Below are 23,749 nucleotides of genomic sequence, written 5' to 3'. Positions count from 1 at the left end.
AGCAACCTATGCAAACCGATAAAGTAGTAGACCACATTGTAAACTGGCTTAAAGAATATGCAACAAACGCCCGAATGACTGGCTTTGTAATAGGTATAAGTGGCGGTATTGATAGTGCACTTACCTCAACACTTTGTGCAAAAACTGGACTACGTGTTCTCTGTGTAGAAATGCCAATACATCAAGATGAACGCCAGGTGACTCGTGCTAAGGAGCATATCAACCAGCTCAAAAAGCGTTTTGCAAATGTCTCGAGCTTAGAGGTGAATCTTACAGAAACCTTTGAACAATTAAAAAGCGCAGTCCCAACTGCAGAAGACAGCGAGCAGCTCAACCTAAGCCTAGCAAACACAAGAGCTAGACTTCGCATGAGTACCTTATATTACTTTGCGGGTCTTCATAAATACCTCGTTGCTGGTACAGGTAATAAAGTAGAAGACTTCGGCGTAGGATTTTACACAAAGTATGGTGATGGCGGTGTTGACCTCAGCCCTATTGCAGACCTTATGAAATCTGAAGTTTTTGAACTTGCAGCAGCAGTTGGCGTTCCAGAAAGCATACAGAACGCAGCTCCAACCGATGGCTTATGGGGAGATGATCGTACGGATGAAGATCAAATAGGCGCAACTTATGACCAACTTGAATGGGCAATGCATCAAGATGAGTTACTTAAGAGTGGTGATAATAACAAAACTGTTGAAGCTTTCACTACAGAACAACGACGAGTTTTTGATCTTTATAAGAAATTAAACACTGCCAATTTGCACAAAATGAACCCTATACCGGTCTGCAATATCCCCGTTAACCTAAAAAAGTAGGTATTTGAACGAATAAATCATCAAAAAGGTTAAAACTATAAACAATTGAGCGTACTTTGCAGTGCAAACAAACAAGTACTACCCCTCAATCACTTGTTTCATTACTTGTTAAACAAAATAACTAATGAACAAAGTTTTAATAGCAGACCACCACCCAATAACGCGTAAAGGAATTACTTCCATACTTCTCGCGGAAGGGAACTATGAAGTTATAGGACATGTTAACGATGGTAATGACCTACTTAACACCCTGACTACAACAGAGATTGACATCCTCATTCTCGAGATAGACATCCCCAACCTCAATAGTATTACTGCACTAAAGGCTATAAAAAGAGAATTTCCTCACATCAAGATACTAGTATTAAGTTGTCATCCAGAAGAGATGTACGCTTTAAGTGCTATAAAATATGGAGCTTCTGGTTATGTAGCAAAGACCGCTTCTATACAGCGCGTGCTTAATGCCATAAACCAAGTACAGCGAGGAGGAATCTATCTTAATGAAGCCCTTAGCCAGAGACTCGTAAGTGATGGTAACGCAACACAAGGACTAGCATTTAAGTACAAAAAACTCTCTAGTAGAGAGATAGAAGTATTAAACTTATTATCTAATGGAAAGCGCAATAAGGAAATTGCAGCAGAGCTAGACATTAATGAGAAGACAGTAAGTACTTATAAAATGAGACTCCTTAAAAAACTAGAAGCACAAAACGTTGCAGAGCTTATAAAGCACGCAAGATTATTACAGAGCAGTCACGTTTAGACCGATAGTACTCGCCCTAGTTTATTACCTAGCAATGTATTGAGAGATTGATAATCGAGAATATCTTTAATGATTTCTTTATTATCAGTACTATCCTTGGTTTGATTCATCAACTCTTTTATCTTTTCTGTAATAAGATATTTTCTAAGACTCAATACTGTTTCGGTAACAAACTGCCCCACAGAAGTATCTTTCTTACGCACATAAACCTCTCGTGTATCCCAGCGGTGAAGCTCATACTTCTCATCATTGAGAATAATATTAGATATCTCACTAGCTTCCTCTGGAGCTAGCTCATTTATAAAGTTCTGAACCTGGAAATTATTATCCAAATGCATTTGTGCCACTATTTTACCATAGAGCACCTTAAAGAGGTCATTTGTAAATTCCACCTCATCGTCTTGAAGATCTAAATATATTTTCTCAAAAACTCTTGCCTTATGAATGATGGGCTCTAGCTCAAGACTACCATCCTCATTTTCTTTGAGAACAAGATCTTCAAAATCCTCCTCTACCTGGCCATATAAAAGTAAAGACTCTATAAGTTTGCGCTCAAGTTCATAAAGCACATTAACTTTCTCAACAGCATTAGGCATCTCATCTGGCACCACAGACATATATTCTGGTGGTGGTGATTGATTACCTCGATCTTGTTTTACAGTTTCCTTTTTATCTTTTTTAAGTATTTGAGCAAGCGTATTATAAAGAACTGTTTCAGAAACCTCCATGATACGTGCACACTCTTGCACATATATTTCTTGCTTTATGGCATCAGGTATTTTTGAAATACTCTCCACCATATCACGCACAGTATCTGCCTTTTTAATAGGATCACCAGCTGCCTCTTTTACAAGAAGATTTGCTTTGTACTGTATAAAGTCTTTTGCATTTTCATCAAAGAACGCGACGATTTCTTCTTTACTATGCTTTCGCGAAAAAGAATCTGGGTCCTCACCCTCTGGAAAAGAACACACCTTTACGTTCATTCCCTGCTCGAGAATCAAATCAATCCCTCTTAGTGCAGCTCGCTGTCCTGCGGCATCACCGTCAAAGAGAACCGTAATATTTTTTGTCAAACGATTTACTAATCGTATTTGCTCTGGAGTAAGTGCCGTTCCAGAAGAGGAAACCACATTCTCAATACCAGATTGAAACATCTGTATCACATCTGTATATCCTTCTACTAGGTAACAGTTATCTTCCTTTGCTATAGATTGCTTTGCATAATAGATACCATAAAGCACTTTACTCTTATGGTAAATATCACTCTCTGGCGAGTTGAGATACTTTGCAGCTTTCTTACTACTATCTAATATTCTACCCCCAAAACCAAGCACACGACCACTCATAGAGTGTATAGGAAACATTACTCGACCTTTAAATCGGTCAAATTGTTTCTCCTCCTTTACAATGGATAGTCCAGTTTTTTCTAAGTAATCTAGTTTGTATCCTTGACGTATGGCCTCACTTGTAAAAACATCCCATTGATCAGGATTATAACCTAACTCAAATTTTTCAATAGTTGCTGCCGTAAAACCTCTTTCCTTAAAATATGAAAGACCTATTGCCTTTCCTTGTTCAGAGTTGAGCATTGTTTTATGGAAGTAATCACGAGCATACTCACTCACGAGATACATACTCTCACGCTCATTTGCAGCCTCCTTTTGCTCATCTGTACGCTCTGTCTCCTCTATCTCAATGTTGTACTTTTTGGCAAGGTACTTTATGGCTTCTGGATAGCTAAAATGCTCATGTTCCATTAAGAATGAAACAGCAGAGCCTCCTTTTCCTGTAGAGAAATCTTTCCAAATTTGCTTCACAGGACTCACCATAAAACTAGGCGTACGCTCGTCAGAAAATGGAGAGAGCCCTTTAAAATTTGACCCCGACTTTTTAAGAACTACAAAATCGCCTATCACCTCCTCTACACGAGCAGTTTCAAAAACTTTATCTATGGTTTCTTTGGATATCAAGACAGTACAGCGTGTTAATTAAGAAGTGCCAATGGCAGCCTGCAAAAGTACTTCAAAATACAACAGTTTTCAATAGAAATAGCTGTAAGCTGTGTACAAAATCGAATCACTTAGAAATAGAAATAGCCCAGACATTTAAATATCTGAGCTATTATTTTTTTAATCACGCTTTCGCGAAAGCGTAACAACTAACCTATAAGTCTAATCGCAATCCAAGAGAAACGTTATTTACCTCTCCCAGCTCTACCGTTTTAAACGCCGAACTCAAATCGTACTTAGCATACAAGCTCAGGTCTCCAGTCACTCTTATGTAACTTGACAGTCCGTAAACTAAGTTATCACCGTCGTAGTCTTGACGTGATTTCGTTTTTACACGGTCGCCATTTTCTTTATATTTTAATTTTTGCTGAGTTCCTAAGCGCACCCCTGCATATCCACCTATTCCCATTCTAAATTTACCACCCGTTCTGTAACGCACATAATCTTCCTTCTGTTCTTTTTTCCATCCTCCGAATTCAAAATGCAACGGCACCACAAGGTTTGTCACTCTGATTTTTGCCTTTTTAAGATCAAATGGAAATTCTTGAAAAGTATTTTCTCCGTCAACACTTTCTAGAGTTCTGTTGTCTTTAATAGATAAGAAATTGCTCTGTAAGGAGAGTCCGTACTTAAACTGTAGCGCTCCCGAATTTTTAAAAACTCTCGTTTTCCAAGCATAACCTAACTCCACAAACGTAGATTTACCTATAGAAAAGTCATCACCTATATCTGCATTATCACTTATTGCATTATTAAGACCCATTGCAAAAACGGTTTCTCCATAGGTGCGCCTGTCATAATTCATGGTAGAGGGCTTATTCCTATTTACAGCGATACCTATCACCCTATTTCCATCTTGATCCATACTACCCAGTCCTATCTCAATATTGTTTCCTTTTGATGGATTAATGTGTCCAGTGCGTTTTACTAGTTCAATTTGGTTATCAATAATTGCTAGTTCGTTTTCAATATTAAGAGCAACCTCTTCGGCAGCTTCTTTCTTACGCTGCTCGATTTCATCAAGGGAATATGTATCCTCATTTTTAAATTTATTCAATGACTCTATTCGAGATTTTAAAACTTGCTTCCAGTCTTCTATTACTTGCTCTCGTCTTTCTTTGAGAACTTCAACCTGCTCTTGTCTAAATCCACTAATTAAGTCTTTATTCTTGTCTTCAAAATCTACAAGTTTTTCCTTTATCTCTCGTTGCTTCTTTTCTCTTTTACTTTCTGTCTCCACAGGCGATTCTGTGTCTTGCGCATGCACATTTTGGGCAAAGATGATCACTGTTGCCGCTAGGGCAATTTTAATAATTGACTTCATAATTGTTTTTGTTTTGTGCGCTCGATGATGGCGCGTTATTGATGAATTTTCTTAATTATCTTTATTTGCAACTGCCTCTACGGCTCTATTAAACTCTTTTTTAAGCGTACGGAACATTCTATCTTTAAAAGAGTCTGGATCTATAGCCGCCTCAACATCTAGCAGTAATTCGTTTGCATTTACCACTGGAGTTTGTGCTTCATAGATTTTCTGTCGCTTTATTTCAGTTTGTGCATTTTTAAGTAGCATATCGACCTCATCATCAGTTACAGAAAAATCACTTGCATCAGCAACTGTTACGCCATTATTTTCTTGAGACACATAAGCCTTGTTAAATGACTTATCACTTACCATTCCGTCATTTTCCTTATCTACCTTAGCTACGGCATAGTTTTTAGTTGAAGCAACTGTGGCTGTTGGCTTATAATTATTGCGGTATGTTTTGGTAGCAGCAGTATTAGTTTTTTGCTTCGCATCACGCTTTCGCGAAAGCGTAACTTCATCCTTCTCCACCTCTGCTGCAGCATCTTTTTCTACAACCCCTACCATCTGTATGTTCTCAGTGTTCCTTACATCAATATTACTTGCATCTTCTTTATCGATGGTATTATTAATAGTTTCTGGCGTTTGTACTATTTGATTTTCTATTCCATCAGTATCATCTCCAAAAATGATAGCTGTAAGAAAAACACCTGCAATAAAGCTAGCCGCAATAGCAAGCCAGAACACTATGCCATTTTTCTTTTTACCCTGCTCCGTCTCAAGTTTACCCTCTATACGATCCCAAGCAGATGCGGTAGGTGCTATACGGCGACCTTCCAACTTTTCTTTAAAATTATCTTCTAACTTCATTGGTCACATTATTAATTAATTCTTCTTCAAGTTTTGCTTGCAATTGCCTCCTTGCTTTAAATAATTGACTTTTTGAGGTGCTCTCACTTATTCCTAGTGTAGTCGCTATTTCCTTATGTTTGTATCCTTCTATAGCGTACATTATAAAGACTACACGGTATCCCTCTGGCAGATCATCTATTAAACTCTGGATGTGTGCCACCTCGAGATCTGTCTGGATATTATTTATAGCATCGTTACTCTCAATCTCACCATCTTCTTTGAAATACAATTTCTTTAACGCACGCAAGTAAGAAATGCTCTCTCTTACCATAATCCTGCGTATCCATCCCTCAAAGCTTCCTGCATTTTTAAAACTATCTAGCTTTGTAAATACTTTTAAAAACCCATTACACATAGCCTCCTCTGCCTGGTGAACATCCTTTATATAATAACGACACACACTTAGCATCTTAGGCGCGTGCTGCTCATAGAGTGCTCGTTGAGCATCTCTATTGCCTTTTATAGCTTTTTTAATAAGCTGTTTCTCGTTATTAAACTGTATGACTTTCATACTTGATTGATGGGTTTCTATCTATAAAGACGCAGGCTCTTTGTAAAAGGTTGCCTCGTAAATTTAAAAAAGTTTTAAAATGAAAAAATTCCAAAGTCTACAATAAGCATTCTTACTATAAACTTTGGAATTAAATATATGACTATAAAAGTTTTACCCCTTAAACTTCATAGGTAAGTGTACTACCTTTTTAGTTTCGAAAAACTCTTCTTCAAAAAATAAAGGAAGTTCATAGATGGTGGTAGTCGTGTACTTTTGAAGCTCTTCTGTAAGATCGCCACCTTTTAAGTAAAGAATTCCATTCTTGAGTTCGTGAGTAGACTTTTTGGCAATACGACCTTTTACCCAGTGCACAAATGTTTCCATTTGGGCTACTGCGCGAGAAACTACAAAGTCATATTGATCTTTTACGGTCTCAACGCGATCGTTTGTTGTCTTTACATTTGTAATACCAAGACCCTCTACAACCTCGTTTACTACTTTGATTTTTTTACCAATGCTATCTACTAGGTGAAAATTCACCTCTGGGTGTAGTATCGCTAGTGGTACTCCTGGAAATCCTCCTCCAGTACCCACGTCAAGAATTTTACTTCCAGGGTTAAATCGCTGTATCTTTGCAATGCCCAGTGAGTGTAGTACATGACGTAAGTATATTTCATCAATATCCTTACGGCTCACAACATTGATTTTAAGATTCCAGTCGTGATATAAATCCTTCAATTTTGAGAATTGCTCAATTTGAGTTTCGGTGAGATCAGGAAAGTATTTTAATATGATATCCATTAGTAGTATATTAGGACTGTAAAAGTACCATTTTACTCCCTATTATTTTAACGCAGGTTCATAGCTGTGAGCGGGATTAAGTATTACTTTTACAACGCTATTATAAAAGAAAAACTTTTTCGCGAAAGCGAGAGAAAAACGCTATGCAGAGTGCAATATCTTGAATTAAAGTGCGCTATGTAAGGGTAATTACATTATTATGGAAAATACAATTAAATTTTCGCGCACGGACTCAGCAAAATTCTTCAGAACGCTGAATAAACGTGTAAATTCTTATTTTAAAGAAAATGATATTAAACGCACAGGTAACTGGAAATTGTACCTCAAGGCGATTATCATGTTTGCTATATACTTAGTACCTTATTTTTTATTCTTGACCCTTGATATGCCTACGTGGCTACAATTACTTCTTACTGTTGTAATGGGTGTAGGAATGGCTGGAATAGGTATGAATGTAATGCATGATGGAAATCACGGTTCATTTTCTAGTAAAAAATGGGTCAACAAATTAATGGGTAGTAGTATTTATATACTAGCTGGTAATGTGTATAACTGGCAAGTACAACACAATGTACTTCACCACACGTATACTAACATACACGGCCATGATGAAGATATGGAAGCTGGACGCGTATTACGTTTCTCAAAACACGGTAAGTGGCATTGGGCTCATAAATTCCAGCAGTATTACTCTGTATTTTTATATGGACTCCTTACTTTTAATTGGGCGCTCACTACAGATTTCTTCCAAATGAAACGCTACATGAAGCGCAAACTATCTTATGGAAAACTACAAAGTCCTGCGAGACAATGGAGCACACTACTTATTACTAAAGCTATCTATCTAGGTATGTGGATTGTAATCCCGATGATTGTGATGGATCTTGCATGGTGGAAAATTCTCATAGGATTCTTTATTATGCATTATGTAGCTGGAGTAATTTTAAGTGTGATTTTTCAACTTGCACACATGGTTGAAGATGCTCACATGCCATTACCTGATGAAACAGGAACCATGAAAAATACGTGGGCGATACACCAATTATTTACTACAGTTAATTTTTCTACTAAAAACAGAATCATGAACTGGTTTTCTGGAGGTTTAAACCACCAAGTAGAACACCATATTTTCCCTCACATTAGTCACGTACACTATACAAAGATTAGTAAGATTGTAAGAGAAACAGCAAATGAATTTAACCTTCCTTATCATGAATATGAAACAACAAGAAAGGCGCTCGTTGCTCACTTCAATCACCTAAAAAACATGGGAATGAAACCTGCGATTACTGCATAAAACAAGCCTAATTTTTCAGAAAATATCAAGTGCCAAATCCCTAAAGGATTTGGCACTTTTTGTTAACTTGCAGTACAAAACTTATATCAACATAATTTATAATCTCCTAGTATGAATAAACTATCTACCCGTGTAACAGAAATGGCTACCTCTGCAACACTAGCAATGGCTGCCAAAGCAAGAGAATTAAGAGCAGAAGGAAAAGATATTATAGGTTTAAGCCTAGGAGAACCAGATTTTAATACTCCAGACTTTATAAAGGATGCCGCAATACAGGCTATAAATGACAACTATAATTCATACACCCCTGTAGACGGTTATGTAGAGCTAAAAGAGGCTATTATCACAAAATTTAAAAGAGACAACAAGCTCGATTACAAATTACCACAAATTGTAGTTTCTACTGGAGCAAAACAATCACTAGCTAATATTGCATTAGTATGTCTTGACCCAGGTGACGAGGTAATACTACCATGCCCTTACTGGGTAAGCTACTCAGATATTGTAAAAATAGCAGAAGGCGTACCTGTTGAAGTACCAACTTCTATAGACACTAATTTTAAAATGACTCCTGAGCAGCTTGAGGCGGCTATTACTCCTAAGACTAAGATGCTTTGGTATAGCTCTCCTTGTAATCCTTCAGGATCTATTTACAGTAAAGAAGAATTACGCGGCCTAGCAGATGTTCTTGTAAAATACCCAAACATCATCGTTGTGAGCGATGAGATATATGAGCACATCAACTATGTAGGTGAGCACGCAAGTATGGCTCAGTTTCCAGACATGTATGATCGTACGGTTACTGTAAATGGTGTGTCAAAAGCTTTTGCAATGACGGGATGGCGTGTAGGTTACATAGGCGGACCAGAATATATTGCACGTGCGTGTAATAAAATGCAAGGACAGATTACTAGTGGCACAAATTGTATTGCTCAACGTGCTGTGATAACAGCTCTAGAAGCTCCAGTAAGCAAAGTGCAATACATGATAGACGAGTTTAAAAGTCGTCGCACTTTGATACTAGACTTACTAAATGATATTGAAGGATTTAAATGCAACGAGCCAGAAGGTGCATTTTATGTATTCCCGAATATCTCATACTACTTCGGAAAAACACTAGGTGGAACAAAAATTGAAAACGCATCAGATTTTTCACTCTACTTACTTGAAGCGGCAAATGTTGCGACGGTTACTGGTGAAGCATTTGGAAATCCAGATTGTATACGTATATCTTATGCAGCTAGTGTAGACAACATAAAAGACGCAATGAAGCAGATTAAAGCTGCTGTTTCATAGTTCTTATTAATTACGCTTTCGCGAAAGCATAACAAAACAAAACCCGCTAATCTCTTAGCGGGTTTTTTAATATCTGTAATTCCACAATAAGTCTTAATATTCTTCTGCGTAATAAGGCACCCAAGCGACCATATAATTTACTTGTGAATAAGTATCTTAGTAACGTAATAGTGAGTGTGAGAATACCGCTTTCGCGAAAGCGCAACAAACACCTTAAAACAACGTAAACTGCAGAAAACTATAGCTGCAACATCTATAACCTTCCTTATGAAAAAAACACTACTCGCAGGAATAATGGCCTTAAGCCTAATAGCCTGTAAAAACGATGCCACAACAGAAACAGCTAGTACGACAGACACTTCAGTAGCTTTTAATAATGTGCTAGACAACTATTATGAAGATGGACTAAAACTTAATCCGCTTAACGCGACGATGTCTGGTGATAATAGATATAATGACAAATTTCCAGATGCATTATCTCAATCTCATAAGGATGCAGTAAAGACTTATTATAGTTCGTACCGTGACTCTATCCAGCAGTTTAACGACAGTGACCTTACGGACACAGAGAAGATGAGTAAAGAGGTATTACTCTGGGATATTGCGATCAATCTAGAAGGTATGGAGTTTAAAAAAGACCTTACTCCTATAGACCAGATGTGGTCTCCACATCTTATGTTTGGCCAACTTGCGAGTGGAGCGAGTGCTCAACCATTTAACACTGTAGAAGATTATCGAAACTGGCAAACACGTGTAGACGAATACCTTATCTGGCTCAACAGTTCAGAGCAAAATATGCGTCAAGGAATGACAGAAGACTACGTACTTCCTAAGTCGCTTATTAAAAAAATCATCCCACAAATGGATGCTATGACGGAAGCAACTGTAGAAAATCACTTGTTTTACAAGCCCGTAGCAAACTTTCCAGAAGGAATAACAGAAGAAGATAAAAACACTTTACGCACAGATTACATTGCCATGATAGAAGGCAAAGTAATCCCTGCCTATGCAAAGATGCGTGACTTTTTACAAAATGAGTACCTAGCTGCTGGTCGTGATAGCTCTGGCTATAGTGATTTGCCTGCAGGTAGCGATTATTATGACTATGCTATCAAACTTTACACTACTACTACAATGAGTGCAGACGAGATACACCAACTCGGACTGAGCGAGGTTACTCGCATACGTACGGAGATGGAAAAAGTAAAAGAGCAAGTTGGCTTTAAAGGAGACTTAAAAGCTTTTTTTGATGATGTACGCACTAACAAAAAGCTAATGCCGTACACTACCCCAGAAGAAATTATTGCAAATTTTAATGCAATGCATGAGACTATAAAGCCTCAAGTAGATTTACTTTTTAGTGTACAACCTAAGACGGCTTTTGAAGTGAGACAGACAGAAGCATTTAGAGAGAACTCTGCAAGTGCAGAGTATAATCCTGGATCGCTTGATGGAACTCGACCAGGTATTTTTTACACACCTATACCAGATGCTAGTACATATAATGTATACTCAGACGAGTCATTATTTTTACATGAAGCTGTCCCTGGACACCACTTCCAGGTTTCTCTAACACAAGAAAGCGAGACACTACCACAGTTTAGAAAAACATTATGGTATAGCGCATATGGTGAAGGCTGGGCATTGTATACAGAATCGCTTGGTAAAGAGCTAGGACTTTATACAGATCCTTATCAATATTTTGGAACACTGGGAGCTGAGATGCACCGCGCAGTTAGACTTGTGGTAGATACAGGAATCCACACTAAAGGATGGAGCCGCGAGAAAGCGATTGCTTATTGTCTAGAAAATGAAGCAGAAAGCGAAGCAGGTATCACATCAGAAATTGAGCGCTATATGGCAAATCCGGGACAAGCGCTTTCTTATAAAATTGGTCAACTTAAAATCAGAGAGTTGCGCACAAAAGCAACCCAAGAATTAGGTGAAAAATTTGATATCAGGGAGTTTCATAAAGAAGTACTTGAGACAGGATGTATCCCACTTGCACTACTTGAGGAAAAAATTAATGGTTGGATAGAAGAAAGTAAATAATACAACTTTCAAGCAAGTGAAGTTTACACGGAGCTTGCCAAAGTGCGAAAGCAAAACATTATGAATAAAAAGATAGTATTACTAGGCTCAGGAGAACTGGGAAAGGAATTTGTAATTGCAGCACAACGCCTTGGTCAAACTGTAATTGCTGTAGATAGTTATGATAATGCTCCTGCAATGCAAGTAGCAGATGGTCGCGAGGTGATAAATATGCTAGATGGCGACGCTCTAGATAGACTAGTCGAGAAGCATAAACCTGATTTTATCGTTCCAGAAATAGAGGCAATTCGCACAGAGCGTTTTTATGAATATGAAAAGCAGGGATATACAGTAATCCCAAGTGCAAAAGCTGCTAACTTCACAATGAATCGCAAATCTATACGCGACTTAGCGGCTAAAGACCTTGGCTTAAAAACTGCAAATTATCGCTATGCAACATCTGCAGAAACATTGCAAAAAGCAGTTAAGGAAGTAGGAATTCCTTGCGTAGTAAAGCCCTTGATGTCTTCTAGCGGGAAAGGGCAGTCTACCATCAAAACACCAGATGATATTCAACGAGCTTGGGAATACTCTCAAGCTGGATCAAGAGGAGATGTCGCCGAGGTGATTGTGGAGTCTTTTGTAAATTTCAATTACGAGATTACACTTCTCACTGTTACACAAAGAGATGGTGAGACGCTGTTTTGCCCTCCTGTAGGTCACCGTCAAGAACGAGGCGACTACCAAGAAAGCTGGCAACCAGCAACCATGACGGATGCTCATCTCAAAACCGCTCAAGAAATGGCAGCTAAAGTTACTGCTGCTTTAGGAGGAGCTGGTTTATGGGGCGTAGAATTCTTTGTAGGAGATGATGGTGTTTACTTTTCTGAACTCTCACCTAGACCACATGATACGGGTATGGTAACTCTGGCAAACACTCAGAACTATAATGAGTTTGAACTACACTTAAGAGCGGTTTTAGGACTACCCATAAAAGAAATTACTCAAGAACGTATAGGTGCAAGTGCCGTGATTCTTGCAACTAAGGATTCTGATAATCCATCTTTTACGGGTATAGAAAATATTGCCGCAGCTTCTAAATGTGACTTCAGGCTTTTTGGAAAACCCACCTCCCGTCCATACAGACGTATGGGAGTTGCGATAACCTATGACCAACTAAATGGTAATATTACAAACGTTACCGAAAGAGCAAAAGAGCTCGCTTCGAAAGTCTCTGTAATTTAACAGCCAATGACCTCTAACCTACAACAAATTAAAGCGAGCATTTACGACAAATGCTCGCTTTATATTTCGGATTATCATGACGAGCTCGAAAGCAAATCCTACGGTGCCTGTACATTTACGCTAGCAGGATTAAATATTATATGTAGAGATGCAAAAGTAACGCCTAAAAAAACAGGCCAATTTGTAACATTCTGGAAGCGCTTGGAAAGCGGAGAAATCTCACCTTTTCACGAAAGTGATATTATTGATTTTTATGTAGTAAATGTAAAGACAGAAAATGAGTTAGGTCAATTTGTCTTCCCTAGATCAATCCTTATCAAAAAAGGAATAATATCAACCCAAACTAAAGAAGGCAAAAGAGCTTTTAGAGTTTATCCAGCATGGGACACTCCAAATAATAAACAAGCTCTAAACACGAAAAAATGGCAATTAGATTATTTTTATGAAGTAAGTAAAGACGTAGATATAGATTTTATTACGTCTCTTTTTAAATCCTGTGAATAATAATAAAATGCGTTAATGAAATAACTACATTCTTATAAGCGGTAGTGTACTACATCTTAGTAATCCTTCTTGCTTTGCAATCTCTGCATAAGCAACTTCTTCTACGGTAATATTCTGATCTCTCAGCCACGTATTTAATCTCGTAAAATTACGTTCAGAAATTACTACTTCTGGCGATATACTGAATATATTAGAATTCATATTAAACATCTCTTGAGACGAGATTTCAAATACATTCTCCTTTCCGTAATGATTTAACAGCCAGTTATACTCTTTTTCTTGAAGGAATCCGTTTTTATGTAGAATGGCTTTACCGTTACCTACTGGTTGAAAACAGCAATCTAAGTGAAGTGCGTTACTGTATGGATCTGTGTTTGATTTTCTAAGATCAAATGACATTACTTTTTTATTTGGGAATAATTCCTGTATCATTCCTACGGCGAGCATATTTGTACGTGCAATGATATAATCTGGATAGTCTGCACCTCTATAAGTCCCGATAAAAATATGATCATCTGCAAGCATCACATCTCCTCCTTCAATATGTGCTTCTTCTGGCAATCTAAATACATGCGTTGGTGCCACTTGCTTTATAACATGTTCTATAGCTTCTATTTCCTCTTCCCTATCAGGGAGGATATTAGCCTTAAAAAACTTATCATCAATCACAAATCCTATATCCCTAGTAAAGATCTGATTCATATCTTTTATAAGTTTAGGTCTATACACCTCTACATCATACTTCTTGAATATAGTTGCTACTGCTTCCATCTCTGGAACCATGTCTTTTTCTAGAGGATACGTACCTTCTTTAATATGAAGTGCCGACTTAGGGTCATAAGCATCTTCTAGTGATGGTGTAGGTCCATTACTTTCTGCAGTTCCTAAAACCACGGCTTTAAGACGTGACGTTTCGTTTTTTACATTGAGTTTAAGCATAGCGTGAAATTACAAATTCCACTCTTGAAATCCCAACAACTACGATTAAGTAACATAAAAAATATAGTTATTGAATAAGACTAAAACTATACAATTGGAATCCAGACTTCTTCTTGAGCATCTGGGTGATTAGGCCCTAAATAATCCGAAGCCATGAACTCATAATGTGGTCTATGATCCAATTGATACCCAGATGACGGAAGCCACTCTTGATAGACATACTGAGCAAATTTTCCAAAATCACTTATGGTGCCTTTATATGAAAAAACAGCCCATTTACCCTTTGGGATTTTCAACACTTCTAACTCCTTTGGAATATCATCTTCGTTAAATACCGCTACTGCCGCCCATTTTACAAACTTGGTTTCTGGTGTAAAAGGAATAGACATAAAATTATCTGCATAGCACTGCACGCTATAACTTCCACCATTAGACTTGTTATGAATTGACTTTTTTAATGGTCCAAAGGTTTGCCATAATTGCATTGTTGTATTATGAGCTAGAGACATTGTAGTCTGTAAACCTGCAAGTGTAAGTTCTGCTTGCTCTACAATAACTGGTAATGGATGGTTGGTATCTTTCACGAAAGTGAATTTACAAATTACTAAATAGTCAAATTCTAACTTTTTAAGCATAAAAAAAGAGCAAACGAAATGTTTGCTCTTATATATTTTATTACTGAGTTTTTATCTCTCTGAAACCTCTTTAAAAGATCTTAAGTTTTCACCAGTATATACCTGACGTGGACGTCCGATAGGCTCTTTACCTAATCTCATCTCTCTCCATTGAGCAATCCAACCTGGAAGACGACCTACTGCAAACATCACAGTAAACATCTCTACTGGAATATCTAGTGCACGATAAATAATACCTGAATAGAAATCTACGTTTGGATATAATTTACGGTCTACAAAATATGGATCTTCAAGAGCTTCTTTTTCAAGTCCCTTAGCTATATCCAATACAGGATCTTCTATTCCTAATTGAGTAAGAACATCATCTGCAGCTACTTTAATAATCTTTGCTCTAGGGTCAAAGTTTTTATATACTCTATGCCCAAAGCCCATTAAACGGAAAGGATCTTCCTTATCCTTAGCTTTAGCCATATATTTTTTAGTATCACCACCATCTTCTTTGATTGCTTCTAGCATTTCAATTACAGCTTGGTTTGCTCCACCGTGTAATGGTCCCCATAATGCAGAGATTCCTGCAGAAATAGAAGCAAATAAACCAGCATGTGATGATCCTACTATACGTACTGTAGATGTAGAACAGTTTTGCTCATGATCTGCATGTAAGATTAGTAACTTATCAATAGCTTCAATAACAGCTTTATCCACCTTATACTCCTCATTAGGCTTTGCAAACATCATTTTATGGAAGTTCTCTACATAACCAAGAGAATTATCTCCATAATCAAGAGGTTGGCTCTTTTTCTTGCGCATTGCCCATGCAGCTAGTACTGGAAACTTCGCTAGAAGTTTTACAATAGCAGCATACATATCTTCTTCAGAATCTACATTTACAGTAGAAGGATTAAATGCTATAAGTGCAGAGGTAAGCGCACTTAACACACCCATAGGGTGTGCAGACTTAGGAAAACCATCTAAGATTTTCTTCATATCTTCATCTACGTGAGATTCAGATTTGATATCTGCGTGAAATTTATCTAGTTGTTGTTTTGTAGGAAGCTCTCCAAAAATCAATAAATAAGCTGTTTCAAGAAAATCTGCTTTCTCTGCAAGCTCTTCTATTGAATAACCGCGGTATCTAAGAATTCCTTTCTCCCCATCTAGAAAAGTAATAGCGCTCTCACAAGACCCTGTATTTTTATAACCTGGATCTATCGTCGTGATTCCTCCAGTAGCTCCTCTGAGCGTCTTTATATCAATTGCCTGCTCCTTCTCAGTTCCTGTAATTATTGGGAACTCGTAACTTTTTCCATCTATCGTTAGGGTTGCTTTATCTGCCATCTATCGTTATATTTTTCTTTTTTTATTCTATTGTTTGAAGTTAGGCTAAATTACAAAAAAGAAGTCTCATTTTTTAACATATAGGCTTCATAGAAGGTTAAAAATTAATTAAATTCTTACTAGATAAGATAAGAGAGAATTTTCCAAATATAGAAGAAGCTTATATACAGGCTCTTTACACAAAGGCAGATATGCTGTTTGTAGAATAATAAAAAAGGACATGTACCGTAGCACATGTCCTTTACCCAACTTAAATCTAGATTTTGGATTTCTCCAAAATCCATTTAAAAAAAGAGCGAGTGTACAACATCGAAGCGTAACTGCCCGCTCTTACCCAACTTAAAGTCATACTTGCTTGTTTATTCACTAACGACGCAACGAATGAGCCAGGTAAAAATTTAAAGAACTATATAGATTTAAAATTCGCTTTCGCGAAAGTAAAACCTAAACATTCTCCAAAGATTATTGTTTGGAAGTGTAAAATTAATGCATTTCACCGCATATACCACACATATTACGTACGATTTTACCTACTTTATAACTAATTACTTTTTTTGTTTGAAGCTTAAACTTTAAATACTAAAAAAAAGCATTGAAGGCATTTATCTTAGAATTAAGATATCTTCTATAAACAAGTGTGAAAACAGATACCCAACTGTCCTTCAAATAAAAAATGCCTTCTCTGCGAGAAGGCATTTAATTAACAGCATAACATCATTAACAGTTGTTACTTTATTTTAAAGGCGTTCATTGCAGGAAAGTACGCTGTATCAGCGAGCATCTCTTCTATACGAATAAGTTGATTATACTTTGCCATGCGATCTGAACGTGAGGCAGAACCTGTTTTAATCTGACCACAATTAAGTGCTACTGCTAAATCTGCAATCGTATTATCTTCAGTTTCTCCAGATCGGTGAGACATTACAGAAGTATAGCCTGCATTATGTGCCATGTTTACAGCTGCAATAGTTTCTGTAAGAGTACCTATTTGATTCACTTTAATTAGGATAGAGTTTGCAATTCCTTCATTTATCCCTCTTGATAAGCGCTCTACATTAGTTACAAATAAATCATCACCTACAAGTTGTACTTTATCACCAATCTTATCAGTAAGGTATTTCCAACCTTCCCAGTCATTTTCATCCATTCCATCTTCTATAGATATAATCGGGTATTTATCTGCTAGCTCTGCTAAATAATCTGCTTGCTCTTCACTGGTACGTATTTTTCCTGTTTCACCTTCAAATTTTGCATAGTTGTATTTACCATCTACATAAAATTCTGCCGCGGCACAATCTAGGGCAATCATAATCTCGTCACCCCAAGAGTAACCAGCCTTCTCTACAGCTATTTTAACACTATCAAGTGCATCTTCTGTACCGTCTAATGCTGGAGCAAATCCTCCTTCATCACCTACTGCTGTACTCAAGTTACGGTCATGTAATACCTTTTTAAGGTTATGAAAAATCTCAGTTCCCATTTGTAATGCATGACTAAAGCTCTTAGCTTTAACTGGCATTACCATAAATTCTTGGAATGCTATAGGCGCATCACTATGTGATCCTCCATTAATAATATTCATCATAGGCACTGGAAGTGTATTTGCACTTACTCCACCTATATATCTATATAACGGCATATTTAATTCGGCAGCTGCTGCTTTAGCACAAGCAAGAGAAACACCTAGGATTGCATTTGCTCCAAGTTTTGATTTGTTTGGAGTGCCATCAAGATCTATCATAAGCTGATCAATAGCGTTTTGCTCGAAAACAGATACACCAAGTAATTCTGGAGCAATTAGTGTATTTACATTTTCAACTGCTTTCGACACTCCTTTTCCCATAAAAGCATTACCACCATCACGCAATTCTACCGCCTCGTGCTCACCTGTAGATGCTCCAGAAGGAACAGCTGCCCTTCCCATTACACCTAACTCAGTGAATACATCAACTTCGACGGTTGGGTTTCCTCGTGAATCAAAAATTTGTCTTGCGTGAACTTCTATGATTATACTCATGTTATAATTGTTTTATTAGTTACGTAAAAATACGATTTTGATGATGATTTTGTGAAGTCAATGTTCTTTTGTAGCGATAACGTTTTCGCGAAAGCATAAATTTTAAAATAAAAAATCCCCATCTTAATTTTTAAGATGGGGATAAATTTTTAAGCTGTAACGCTTTTTATATTATCTATGAATTGATCGAACAAATATGTTGCATCGTTGGGTCCAGGGCTAGCTTCTGGGTGATATTGAACTGAAAAACAGTTCTTATCCTTAAGTTTAATTCCTGCAACAGTGTTGTCATTGAGGTGAACGTGCGTTATCTCTACATCGTTATTAGCTTCTGTTTCTTCTCTATTTATAGCAAAGCCATGATTTTGAGAAGTAATTTCACCTTTACCAGTAACCAAGTTCATTATAGGATGATTAATCCCACGGTGTCCGTTGTGCATTTTATAAGTAGAAATACCATTTGCGAGTGCTATCACTTGATGCCCTAAGCATATTCCAAATAATGGATCGTTTGCACTAATGATATCTTTTGCAACTTGTATTGCGTTTTCAAGTGGCTCAGGATCTCCAGGTCCATTAGATAAAAAATATCCGTCTGGATTCCATTCTTTCATCTCCTTATAAGTAGTATTATAAGGGAAGACTTTTACGTACGCTCCTCTCTTTGCAAGGTTTCGCAAGATATTACGTTTGATACCAATATCTAATGCCGCAACCTTAACCTCGGCATTTTCTTCGCCAAAATAATAAGCTTCAGTGGTAGATACTTTTGAGGCCAATTCTAGTCCATTCATATCAGGAACCTCAGATAACTGCTTTTTCAAACCTTCAATATCATCTACAGCGGTTGAAATAACGGCATTCATAGCGCCATTATCACGTATGTGCGCAACTAGTGCTCGCGTATCAACATCTGAAATGGCGAAAAGCTTACTGTCATTTAAGAAAGACTCCAGAGACTCTTCTGCATCTTTTCTTGAGTATGTGTAGCTAAAATTTCTACAAATTAATCCAGATATTTTTACAGTGTCAGACTCCGTCTCAACATCTGTTGCGCCATAATTACCTATATGAGCATTTGTAGTTACCATTAACTGACCAAAATATGATGGATCAGTAAAAATTTCTTGATATCCTGTCATTCCTGTATTAAAACAAACTTCACCAAAAGAAGTTGCTTCTTTGTCTCCTACAGATTTTCCATGAAAGATGGTTCCGTCTGCAAGTAATATTATGGCTGGTCTTCTAGATTGATATTTCATTTTATGTTTTTTCCTTACAGGAGACAAAAGTAATGAATATACTCTTTTGAAAAAAGAATAGTTTTATTATGGGTTTAATTGGAAGAAGATGATCTCACAGAATTAAATTTTGAAAAAATTGATTTTAAACCGGCATCATCTTTATAAGACAATTTATTCTGCTTAATGTATTCTTTCATAACATCCTCAGAATCTCCGAATATTGACAGAACAGAAGATTTCTTCGGCCTAAACTTTCTAAACTCCCCTTCACTAATTAAGTAATAACTAGTATTACTCACAAACTCATCAGGCTCTTGACCAACTTGTATATCAAATTTACCCTCTCTGATTCTTACATTGTGATCTTTAAGTAATGATAAATCATCAGACTCATAAATAACCTCCATTAATCTAGAAATATTATCTGTAGGATTAAGAGTTCTTTTAAAAATCATATCGTTAATACTAACAGAACCCACAACAAACTGATTTACATCTAAAATATATTCCCCTTCTTTAAATGAAAATGTACCACGCTCCATATCAAAGTTTATATTTCTTATGTCAATAATTTGATTATTCTTTGTAATAACCCTAGCAGAACTAAGCCAATTATCATAAAGAAATTTATCTCCTTCTAATTTAGTAGCCGCCTTAAATGTTCTGCCCGAATAGTTACCTCCATCAAAATTGACCAATGACCCATCGATAGCTTGATTAGAATTCAAGCTAGACATAAACGTCACATCTTCAGATTGACCGAATGCTGTTAGGGAATTAATAAGTAAAACGGAGATTAAGAAATATTTCATAACTATAAAGTTGTTTTGTTTACTAATATAATGCGCTAGCAACGGAACTCAACAGGAATTCGAAATCTTAACAAGATATTATGACTCTTTTGAAATCAAAAAAGACCCTGCTTAATAGCAAGGCCTTTTTAAAACTGTTTAGATAAAAAATTATCTATTCTTCTTCGTTAGAAGCTTTTTCTTCAGTTGCAGCAGGCGCTACAGCTTCAGCTTTTTTACTTCCACGACGAGTATTCTTCTTTTTTACTGGTTTACCTGGGCTGTAAATCTCGTTGTAATCAACAAGTTCTATCATTGCCATATCAGCATTATCCCCAAGACGGTTACCCATCTTGATAATACGAGTATAACCTCCTGGACGATCACCAATCTTTGCCGCTACATCTCTGAATAACTCAGTTACTGCATCTTTTTGGCGAAGCTTTGCAAAAACGATACGACGATTATGAGTAGTATCTTCTTTTGACTTTGTGATCATTGGCTCAACAAACTGCTTTAAAGCTTTTGCCTTTGCCACTGTCGTGTTTATTCTTTTATGTTCAATTAAAGAGCAAGCCATGTTTGCAAGCATAGACTTTCTATGTGCAGTCTTTCTCCCTAAGTGATTAAATTTCTTTCCGTGTCTCATTGTAATATGTATTTTCCCGCTTTCGCGAAAGCGCTAATGCATTTCTGCTATAGCTAACTAGTCTTTATCTAATTTATACTTAGCTAGATCCATTCCGAAACTAAGGCCTTTTACATTTACAAGCTCTTCAAGCTCAGTAAGTGACTTTTTACCAAAGTTTCTAAATTTCATCAAGTCATTTTTGTTATAAGAAACAAGATCTCCTAATGTTTCTACTTCTGCAGCTTTTAAACAGTTAAGCGCACGAACGGAAAGATCCATATCGATAAGCTTAGTTTTAAGCAACTGACGCATGTGTAGAGATTCTTCATCATAAGTTTCAGTCTGAGCTATCTCATCTGCCTCTAAAGTGATACGCTCATCTGAGAATAACATAAAGTGGTGGATAAGTGTCTTAGCAGCTTCAGTAAGAGCTTCTTTAGGATGAATAGATCCATCAGTGATGATTTCAAAAACTAATTTTTCATAATCAGTTTTCTGCTCAACACGATAGTTCTCTATACTATATTTTACATTACGGATAGGAGTATAAATAGAGTCTGTAAAGATAGTTCCAAGAGGTGCATTAGACTTCTTGTTCTCTTCAGCAGGTACATATCCACGTCCCTTTTCGATAGTAATTTCCATATTAAGATTTACTTTCTTGTCCATGTTTGCTATCACCATATCAGGATTAAGCACTTGGAAACCAGAAATAAATTTTTGAAAATCACCAGCAGTTAATTGATCTACTCCAGATAATGAAATTGTTACAGTTTCGTTATCTATCTCTTCTATTTGTCTTTTAAAACGTACTTGCTTAAGATTAAGGATGATTTCTGTAACATCCTCAACTACTCCAGCCAATGTAGAAAACTCATGATCTACACCTTCAATACGTACAGATGTAATTGCAAAACCTTCTAATGAAGATAACAATACACGACGTAAAGCGTTTCCTACGGTTAAACCGTAACCTGGTTCTAAAGGTCTAAACTCAAATTTACCTTCAAAATCAGTAGAGTCAATCATAATGACTTTATCGGGCTTCTGGAAATTTAATATTGCCATATCGGTTTTCTAGCTTTAGTGGTTATTACTTAGAGTACAGCTCGACGATGAACTGGGTATTGATGTTTTCAGGAATCTGAAGACGTTGTGGTATTGCCACAAAAGTACCTTCCTTCTTATCGTTGTTCCAAGAAATCCACTCGTAGACGTTACTTGAATTTTGAAGAGAGTTAGAGATTACTTCTAAAGATTTAGACTTCTCACGTACCGCAACAACATCACCAGGCTTAACCTGAAATGAAGGAATGTTTACGATGCTTCCGTTTACAGTAATGTGACGGTGTCCTACTAATTGACGTGCACCACTTCTAGAAGGAGACATTCCCATTCTGTGTACAACATTATCAAGACGACACTCACAAAGTTGAAGTAAAACTTCACCTGTAATTCCTGGAGCACGATTTGCTCTGTCGTACATGTTTCTAAACTGACGCTCAAGGATACCGTAAGTATACTTTGCCTTTTGCTTTTCAGCTAATTGTACAGCGTATTCAGATTTCTTTCCTCTACGTCTGTTGTTTCCGTGTTGCCCTGGAGGGTAATTTCTTTTTTCAAAAGATTTGTCTTCTCCGAAGATTGCTTCGCCAAATTTACGAGCGATCTTTGTTTTGGGACCAGTATATCTTGCCATTTTAAATGTATTTGTTGAGGGTGATTAGAAATTAAGGTCAATCCTTTGCTAATCGTTCTCCCTCGAGATATTAATTATAATTTATTATTAAACGCGACGTCTCTTAGGAGGACGACACCCGTTGTGCGGCATTGGAGTGATATCAATAATCTCAGTCACTTCAATTCCACTGTTGTGTACAGCACGTATAGCAGACTCACGTCCGTTACCTGGGCCTTTAACATACACTTTTACTTTACGAAGGCCAGCCTCGTGAGCAACCTTAGAACAATCTTCTGCAGCAGTTTGAGCAGCATACGGAGTATTCTTTTTAGAACCTCTGAAACCCATTTTACCGGCAGATGACCAAGAGATAACATCTCCTTTCTTGTTTGTTAACGAAACTATGATGTTATTAAAAGAAGCAGTAATATGAGCTTCCCCAACTGATTCTATAACAACCTTACGTTTTTTTGCAGTTTGCTTTGCCATTATGCCTTATTATTTAGTTGCTTTCTTCTTGTTTGCAACTGTTTTACGCTTTCCTTTTCTAGTACGAGAATTATTCTTTGTACGTTGTCCTCTTAAAGGAAGACCCACACGATGACGAATACCACGGTAACAACCGATGTCCATCAAACGTTTAATGTTCAAAGAAACTTCTGAACGAAGTTCTCCTTCTATTGTAAATGTACCAACAGCATCACGTATGCGACCTATTTCGTCGTCATCCCAATCAGATACCTTTTTATCTTCTGATACATTAGCAGCTGCAAGAATTTCTTCTGCTCTACTTTTTCCGATTCCAAAGATGTACGTTAATGCAATTACACCTCTCTTTTGTTTTGGGATATCTATCCCTGCAATTCTAGCCATAACTATTAACCTTGTCTTTGTTTAAACCTAGGATTCTTTTTGTTGATTACGTATAATCTTCCTTTGCGACGAACGATCTTGCAATCGGCGCTTCTTTTTTTAATGGATGCTCTTACTTTCAT

General features: G+C 37.0%; 24 protein-coding genes. 7 read left to right on the top strand and 17 right to left on the bottom strand.

Annotation, left to right across the window (positions count from 1 at the left end):
* Positions 1 to 8 precede the first annotated feature (8 nt).
* Positions 9 to 818 (top strand): NAD(+) synthase, encoded by an 810-nt coding sequence (nadE, locus tag KRODI_RS09385; RefSeq protein WP_013751367.1) that lies wholly within the window; start codon positions 9 to 11, stop codon positions 816 to 818.
* A 124-nt stretch (positions 819 to 942) separates the two neighbouring features.
* Positions 943 to 1,581, top strand: coding sequence for a response regulator (locus KRODI_RS09380; protein ID WP_013751366.1), 639 nt, complete (start codon positions 943 to 945; stop codon positions 1,579 to 1,581).
* Here KRODI_RS09380 and dnaG read toward each other — a convergent pair.
* The 5 genes from dnaG to rsmG all read right to left on the bottom strand — a co-directional run bounded on the left by dnaG (position 1,578) and on the right by rsmG (position 7,105).
* A complete protein-coding gene (dnaG, locus tag KRODI_RS09375) occupies positions 1,578 to 3,554 on the bottom strand; it encodes a DNA primase (protein ID WP_013751365.1) in 1,977 nt (658 codons plus the stop codon). The genes KRODI_RS09380 and dnaG overlap by 4 nt on opposite strands.
* A 193-nt stretch (positions 3,555 to 3,747) precedes the next feature.
* A complete protein-coding gene (locus KRODI_RS09370) occupies positions 3,748 to 4,917 on the bottom strand; it encodes a hypothetical protein (RefSeq protein WP_013751364.1) in 1,170 nt (389 codons plus the stop codon).
* A 51-nt stretch (positions 4,918 to 4,968) separates the two neighbouring features.
* Positions 4,969 to 5,769, bottom strand: a complete 801-nt coding sequence (locus KRODI_RS09365) for a hypothetical protein (RefSeq protein WP_013751363.1) — start codon at positions 5,767 to 5,769, stop codon at positions 4,969 to 4,971.
* The gene (locus KRODI_RS09360) at positions 5,753 to 6,322 is read right to left on the bottom strand and encodes an RNA polymerase sigma factor (RefSeq protein ID WP_013751362.1); all 570 of its coding nucleotides are present in this window, start codon (positions 6,320 to 6,322) and stop codon (positions 5,753 to 5,755) included. The genes KRODI_RS09365 and KRODI_RS09360 overlap by 17 nt, the downstream gene beginning before the upstream one ends.
* Positions 6,323 to 6,475: 153 nt before the next feature.
* On the bottom strand, positions 6,476 to 7,105 hold the full coding sequence (gene rsmG, locus KRODI_RS09355; protein ID WP_013751361.1) for a 16S rRNA (guanine(527)-N(7))-methyltransferase RsmG: 630 nt from the start codon (positions 7,103 to 7,105) through the stop codon (positions 6,476 to 6,478).
* Positions 7,106 to 7,304: 199 nt separating this feature from the next.
* Here rsmG and KRODI_RS09350 point away from each other — a divergent pair, with 199 nt between their 5' ends.
* From KRODI_RS09350 to KRODI_RS09330, 5 genes are all read left to right on the top strand, one after another.
* Complete coding sequence (locus KRODI_RS09350; protein ID WP_013751360.1) at positions 7,305 to 8,402, top strand: fatty acid desaturase family protein; 1,098 nt, start codon at positions 7,305 to 7,307, stop codon at positions 8,400 to 8,402.
* A 111-nt stretch (positions 8,403 to 8,513) separates the two neighbouring features.
* The gene (locus KRODI_RS09345) at positions 8,514 to 9,698 is read left to right on the top strand and encodes a pyridoxal phosphate-dependent aminotransferase (RefSeq protein ID WP_013751359.1); all 1,185 of its coding nucleotides are present in this window, start codon (positions 8,514 to 8,516) and stop codon (positions 9,696 to 9,698) included.
* Positions 9,699 to 9,965: 267 nt separating this feature from the next.
* Positions 9,966 to 11,750: a DUF885 domain-containing protein gene (locus tag KRODI_RS09340; protein WP_013751358.1), complete on the top strand. Its 1,785-nt coding sequence runs from the start codon at positions 9,966 to 9,968 to the stop codon at positions 11,748 to 11,750.
* Between the two features lie 60 nt (positions 11,751 to 11,810).
* Positions 11,811 to 12,974 carry a formate-dependent phosphoribosylglycinamide formyltransferase gene (gene purT / locus KRODI_RS09335; RefSeq protein WP_013751357.1) on the top strand — a complete coding sequence of 388 codons (1,164 nt, stop codon included), beginning with the start codon at positions 11,811 to 11,813 and terminating at the stop codon, positions 12,972 to 12,974.
* 6 nt (positions 12,975 to 12,980) lie between these two features.
* Positions 12,981 to 13,478 (top strand): MepB family protein, encoded by a 498-nt coding sequence (locus KRODI_RS09330; RefSeq protein ID WP_013751356.1) that lies wholly within the window; start codon positions 12,981 to 12,983, stop codon positions 13,476 to 13,478.
* A 24-nt stretch (positions 13,479 to 13,502) separates the two neighbouring features.
* Here the strand turns inward: KRODI_RS09330 and KRODI_RS09325 are convergent, their stop codons facing one another.
* The 12 genes from KRODI_RS09325 to ykgO form a co-directional block, all read right to left on the bottom strand.
* A complete protein-coding gene (locus KRODI_RS09325; protein WP_013751355.1) occupies positions 13,503 to 14,417 on the bottom strand; it encodes a dimethylarginine dimethylaminohydrolase family protein in 915 nt (304 codons plus the stop codon).
* Between the two features lie 86 nt (positions 14,418 to 14,503).
* Positions 14,504 to 15,001: a GyrI-like domain-containing protein gene (locus KRODI_RS09320; RefSeq protein WP_158307005.1), complete on the bottom strand. Its 498-nt coding sequence runs from the start codon at positions 14,999 to 15,001 to the stop codon at positions 14,504 to 14,506.
* A gap of 102 nt (positions 15,002 to 15,103) precedes the next feature.
* Positions 15,104 to 16,390, bottom strand: coding sequence for a citrate synthase (locus KRODI_RS09315; RefSeq protein WP_013751353.1), 1,287 nt, complete (start codon positions 16,388 to 16,390; stop codon positions 15,104 to 15,106).
* A 727-nt stretch (positions 16,391 to 17,117) separates the two neighbouring features.
* Entirely contained in the window at positions 17,118 to 18,407 is a 1,290-nt protein-coding gene (eno, locus tag KRODI_RS09310; RefSeq protein WP_013751352.1) for a phosphopyruvate hydratase, read from the bottom strand.
* A 149-nt stretch (positions 18,408 to 18,556) separates the two neighbouring features.
* Positions 18,557 to 19,669, bottom strand: a complete 1,113-nt coding sequence (gene carA / locus KRODI_RS09305) for a glutamine-hydrolyzing carbamoyl-phosphate synthase small subunit (RefSeq protein WP_013751350.1) — start codon at positions 19,667 to 19,669, stop codon at positions 18,557 to 18,559.
* A 74-nt stretch (positions 19,670 to 19,743) separates the two neighbouring features.
* Entirely contained in the window at positions 19,744 to 20,463 is a 720-nt protein-coding gene (locus tag KRODI_RS09300; RefSeq protein ID WP_013751349.1) for a hypothetical protein, read from the bottom strand.
* Between the two features lie 154 nt (positions 20,464 to 20,617).
* The gene (gene rplQ / locus KRODI_RS09295; protein WP_013751348.1) at positions 20,618 to 21,091 is read right to left on the bottom strand and encodes a 50S ribosomal protein L17; all 474 of its coding nucleotides are present in this window, start codon (positions 21,089 to 21,091) and stop codon (positions 20,618 to 20,620) included.
* Between the two features lie 57 nt (positions 21,092 to 21,148).
* On the bottom strand, positions 21,149 to 22,141 hold the full coding sequence (locus tag KRODI_RS09290) for a DNA-directed RNA polymerase subunit alpha (protein WP_013751347.1): 993 nt from the start codon (positions 22,139 to 22,141) through the stop codon (positions 21,149 to 21,151).
* 25 nt (positions 22,142 to 22,166) lie between these two features.
* Positions 22,167 to 22,772, bottom strand: a complete 606-nt coding sequence (rpsD, locus tag KRODI_RS09285) for a 30S ribosomal protein S4 (protein WP_013751346.1) — start codon at positions 22,770 to 22,772, stop codon at positions 22,167 to 22,169.
* Between the two features lie 87 nt (positions 22,773 to 22,859).
* On the bottom strand, positions 22,860 to 23,243 hold the full coding sequence (rpsK, locus tag KRODI_RS09280; RefSeq protein ID WP_013751345.1) for a 30S ribosomal protein S11: 384 nt from the start codon (positions 23,241 to 23,243) through the stop codon (positions 22,860 to 22,862).
* 9 nt (positions 23,244 to 23,252) lie between these two features.
* Entirely contained in the window at positions 23,253 to 23,627 is a 375-nt protein-coding gene (rpsM, locus tag KRODI_RS09275) for a 30S ribosomal protein S13 (RefSeq protein ID WP_013751344.1), read from the bottom strand.
* 5 nt (positions 23,628 to 23,632) lie between these two features.
* The gene (ykgO, locus tag KRODI_RS15445; protein ID WP_010519235.1) at positions 23,633 to 23,749 is read right to left on the bottom strand and encodes a type B 50S ribosomal protein L36; all 117 of its coding nucleotides are present in this window, start codon (positions 23,747 to 23,749) and stop codon (positions 23,633 to 23,635) included.

This window comes from Dokdonia sp. 4H-3-7-5 (genome assembly GCF_000212355.1).
GTDB lineage: Bacteria > Bacteroidota > Bacteroidia > Flavobacteriales > Flavobacteriaceae > Dokdonia.
Note: the sequence above shows the minus strand (reverse complement) of the source record. Positions and strands in the feature narration are given on the sequence as shown.

What these genes read in the sequence shown, in the direction of transcription:
- nadE (WP_013751367.1), top strand. Translation starts at nt 9, where the DNA reads ATGCAAACCGATAAAGTAGTAGACCACATTGTAAACTGGCTTAAAGAA.
- KRODI_RS09380 (WP_013751366.1), top strand. Translation starts at nt 943, where the DNA reads ATGAACAAAGTTTTAATAGCAGACCACCACCCAATAACGCGTAAAGGA.
- KRODI_RS09370 (WP_013751364.1), bottom strand. Translation starts at nt 4,917, where the DNA reads ATGAAGTCAATTATTAAAATTGCCCTAGCGGCAACAGTGATCATCTTT.
- KRODI_RS09365 (WP_013751363.1), bottom strand. Translation starts at nt 5,769, where the DNA reads ATGAAGTTAGAAGATAATTTTAAAGAAAAGTTGGAAGGTCGCCGTATA.
- KRODI_RS09360 (WP_013751362.1), bottom strand. Translation starts at nt 6,322, where the DNA reads ATGAAAGTCATACAGTTTAATAACGAGAAACAGCTTATTAAAAAAGCT.
- rsmG (WP_013751361.1), bottom strand. Translation starts at nt 7,105, where the DNA reads ATGGATATCATATTAAAATACTTTCCTGATCTCACCGAAACTCAAATT.
- KRODI_RS09350 (WP_013751360.1), top strand. Translation starts at nt 7,305, where the DNA reads ATGGAAAATACAATTAAATTTTCGCGCACGGACTCAGCAAAATTCTTC.
- KRODI_RS09345 (WP_013751359.1), top strand. Translation starts at nt 8,514, where the DNA reads ATGAATAAACTATCTACCCGTGTAACAGAAATGGCTACCTCTGCAACA.
- KRODI_RS09340 (WP_013751358.1), top strand. Translation starts at nt 9,966, where the DNA reads ATGAAAAAAACACTACTCGCAGGAATAATGGCCTTAAGCCTAATAGCC.
- purT (WP_013751357.1), top strand. Translation starts at nt 11,811, where the DNA reads ATGAATAAAAAGATAGTATTACTAGGCTCAGGAGAACTGGGAAAGGAA.
- KRODI_RS09330 (WP_013751356.1), top strand. Translation starts at nt 12,981, where the DNA reads ATGACCTCTAACCTACAACAAATTAAAGCGAGCATTTACGACAAATGC.
- KRODI_RS09325 (WP_013751355.1), bottom strand. Translation starts at nt 14,417, where the DNA reads ATGCTTAAACTCAATGTAAAAAACGAAACGTCACGTCTTAAAGCCGTG.
- KRODI_RS09315 (WP_013751353.1), bottom strand. Translation starts at nt 16,390, where the DNA reads ATGGCAGATAAAGCAACCCTAACGATAGATGGAAAAAGTTACGAGTTC.
- eno (WP_013751352.1), bottom strand. Translation starts at nt 18,407, where the DNA reads ATGAGTATAATCATAGAAGTTCACGCAAGACAAATTTTTGATTCACGA.
- carA (WP_013751350.1), bottom strand. Translation starts at nt 19,669, where the DNA reads ATGAAATATCAATCTAGAAGACCAGCCATAATATTACTTGCAGACGGA.
- KRODI_RS09300 (WP_013751349.1), bottom strand. Translation starts at nt 20,463, where the DNA reads ATGAAATATTTCTTAATCTCCGTTTTACTTATTAATTCCCTAACAGCA.
- rplQ (WP_013751348.1), bottom strand. Translation starts at nt 21,091, where the DNA reads ATGAGACACGGAAAGAAATTTAATCACTTAGGGAGAAAGACTGCACAT.
- KRODI_RS09290 (WP_013751347.1), bottom strand. Translation starts at nt 22,141, where the DNA reads ATGGCAATATTAAATTTCCAGAAGCCCGATAAAGTCATTATGATTGAC.
- rpsD (WP_013751346.1), bottom strand. Translation starts at nt 22,772, where the DNA reads ATGGCAAGATATACTGGTCCCAAAACAAAGATCGCTCGTAAATTTGGC.
- rpsK (WP_013751345.1), bottom strand. Translation starts at nt 23,243, where the DNA reads ATGGCAAAGCAAACTGCAAAAAAACGTAAGGTTGTTATAGAATCAGTT.
- rpsM (WP_013751344.1), bottom strand. Translation starts at nt 23,627, where the DNA reads ATGGCTAGAATTGCAGGGATAGATATCCCAAAACAAAAGAGAGGTGTA.
- ykgO (WP_010519235.1), bottom strand. Translation starts at nt 23,749, where the DNA reads ATGAAAGTAAGAGCATCCATTAAAAAAAGAAGCGCCGATTGCAAGATC.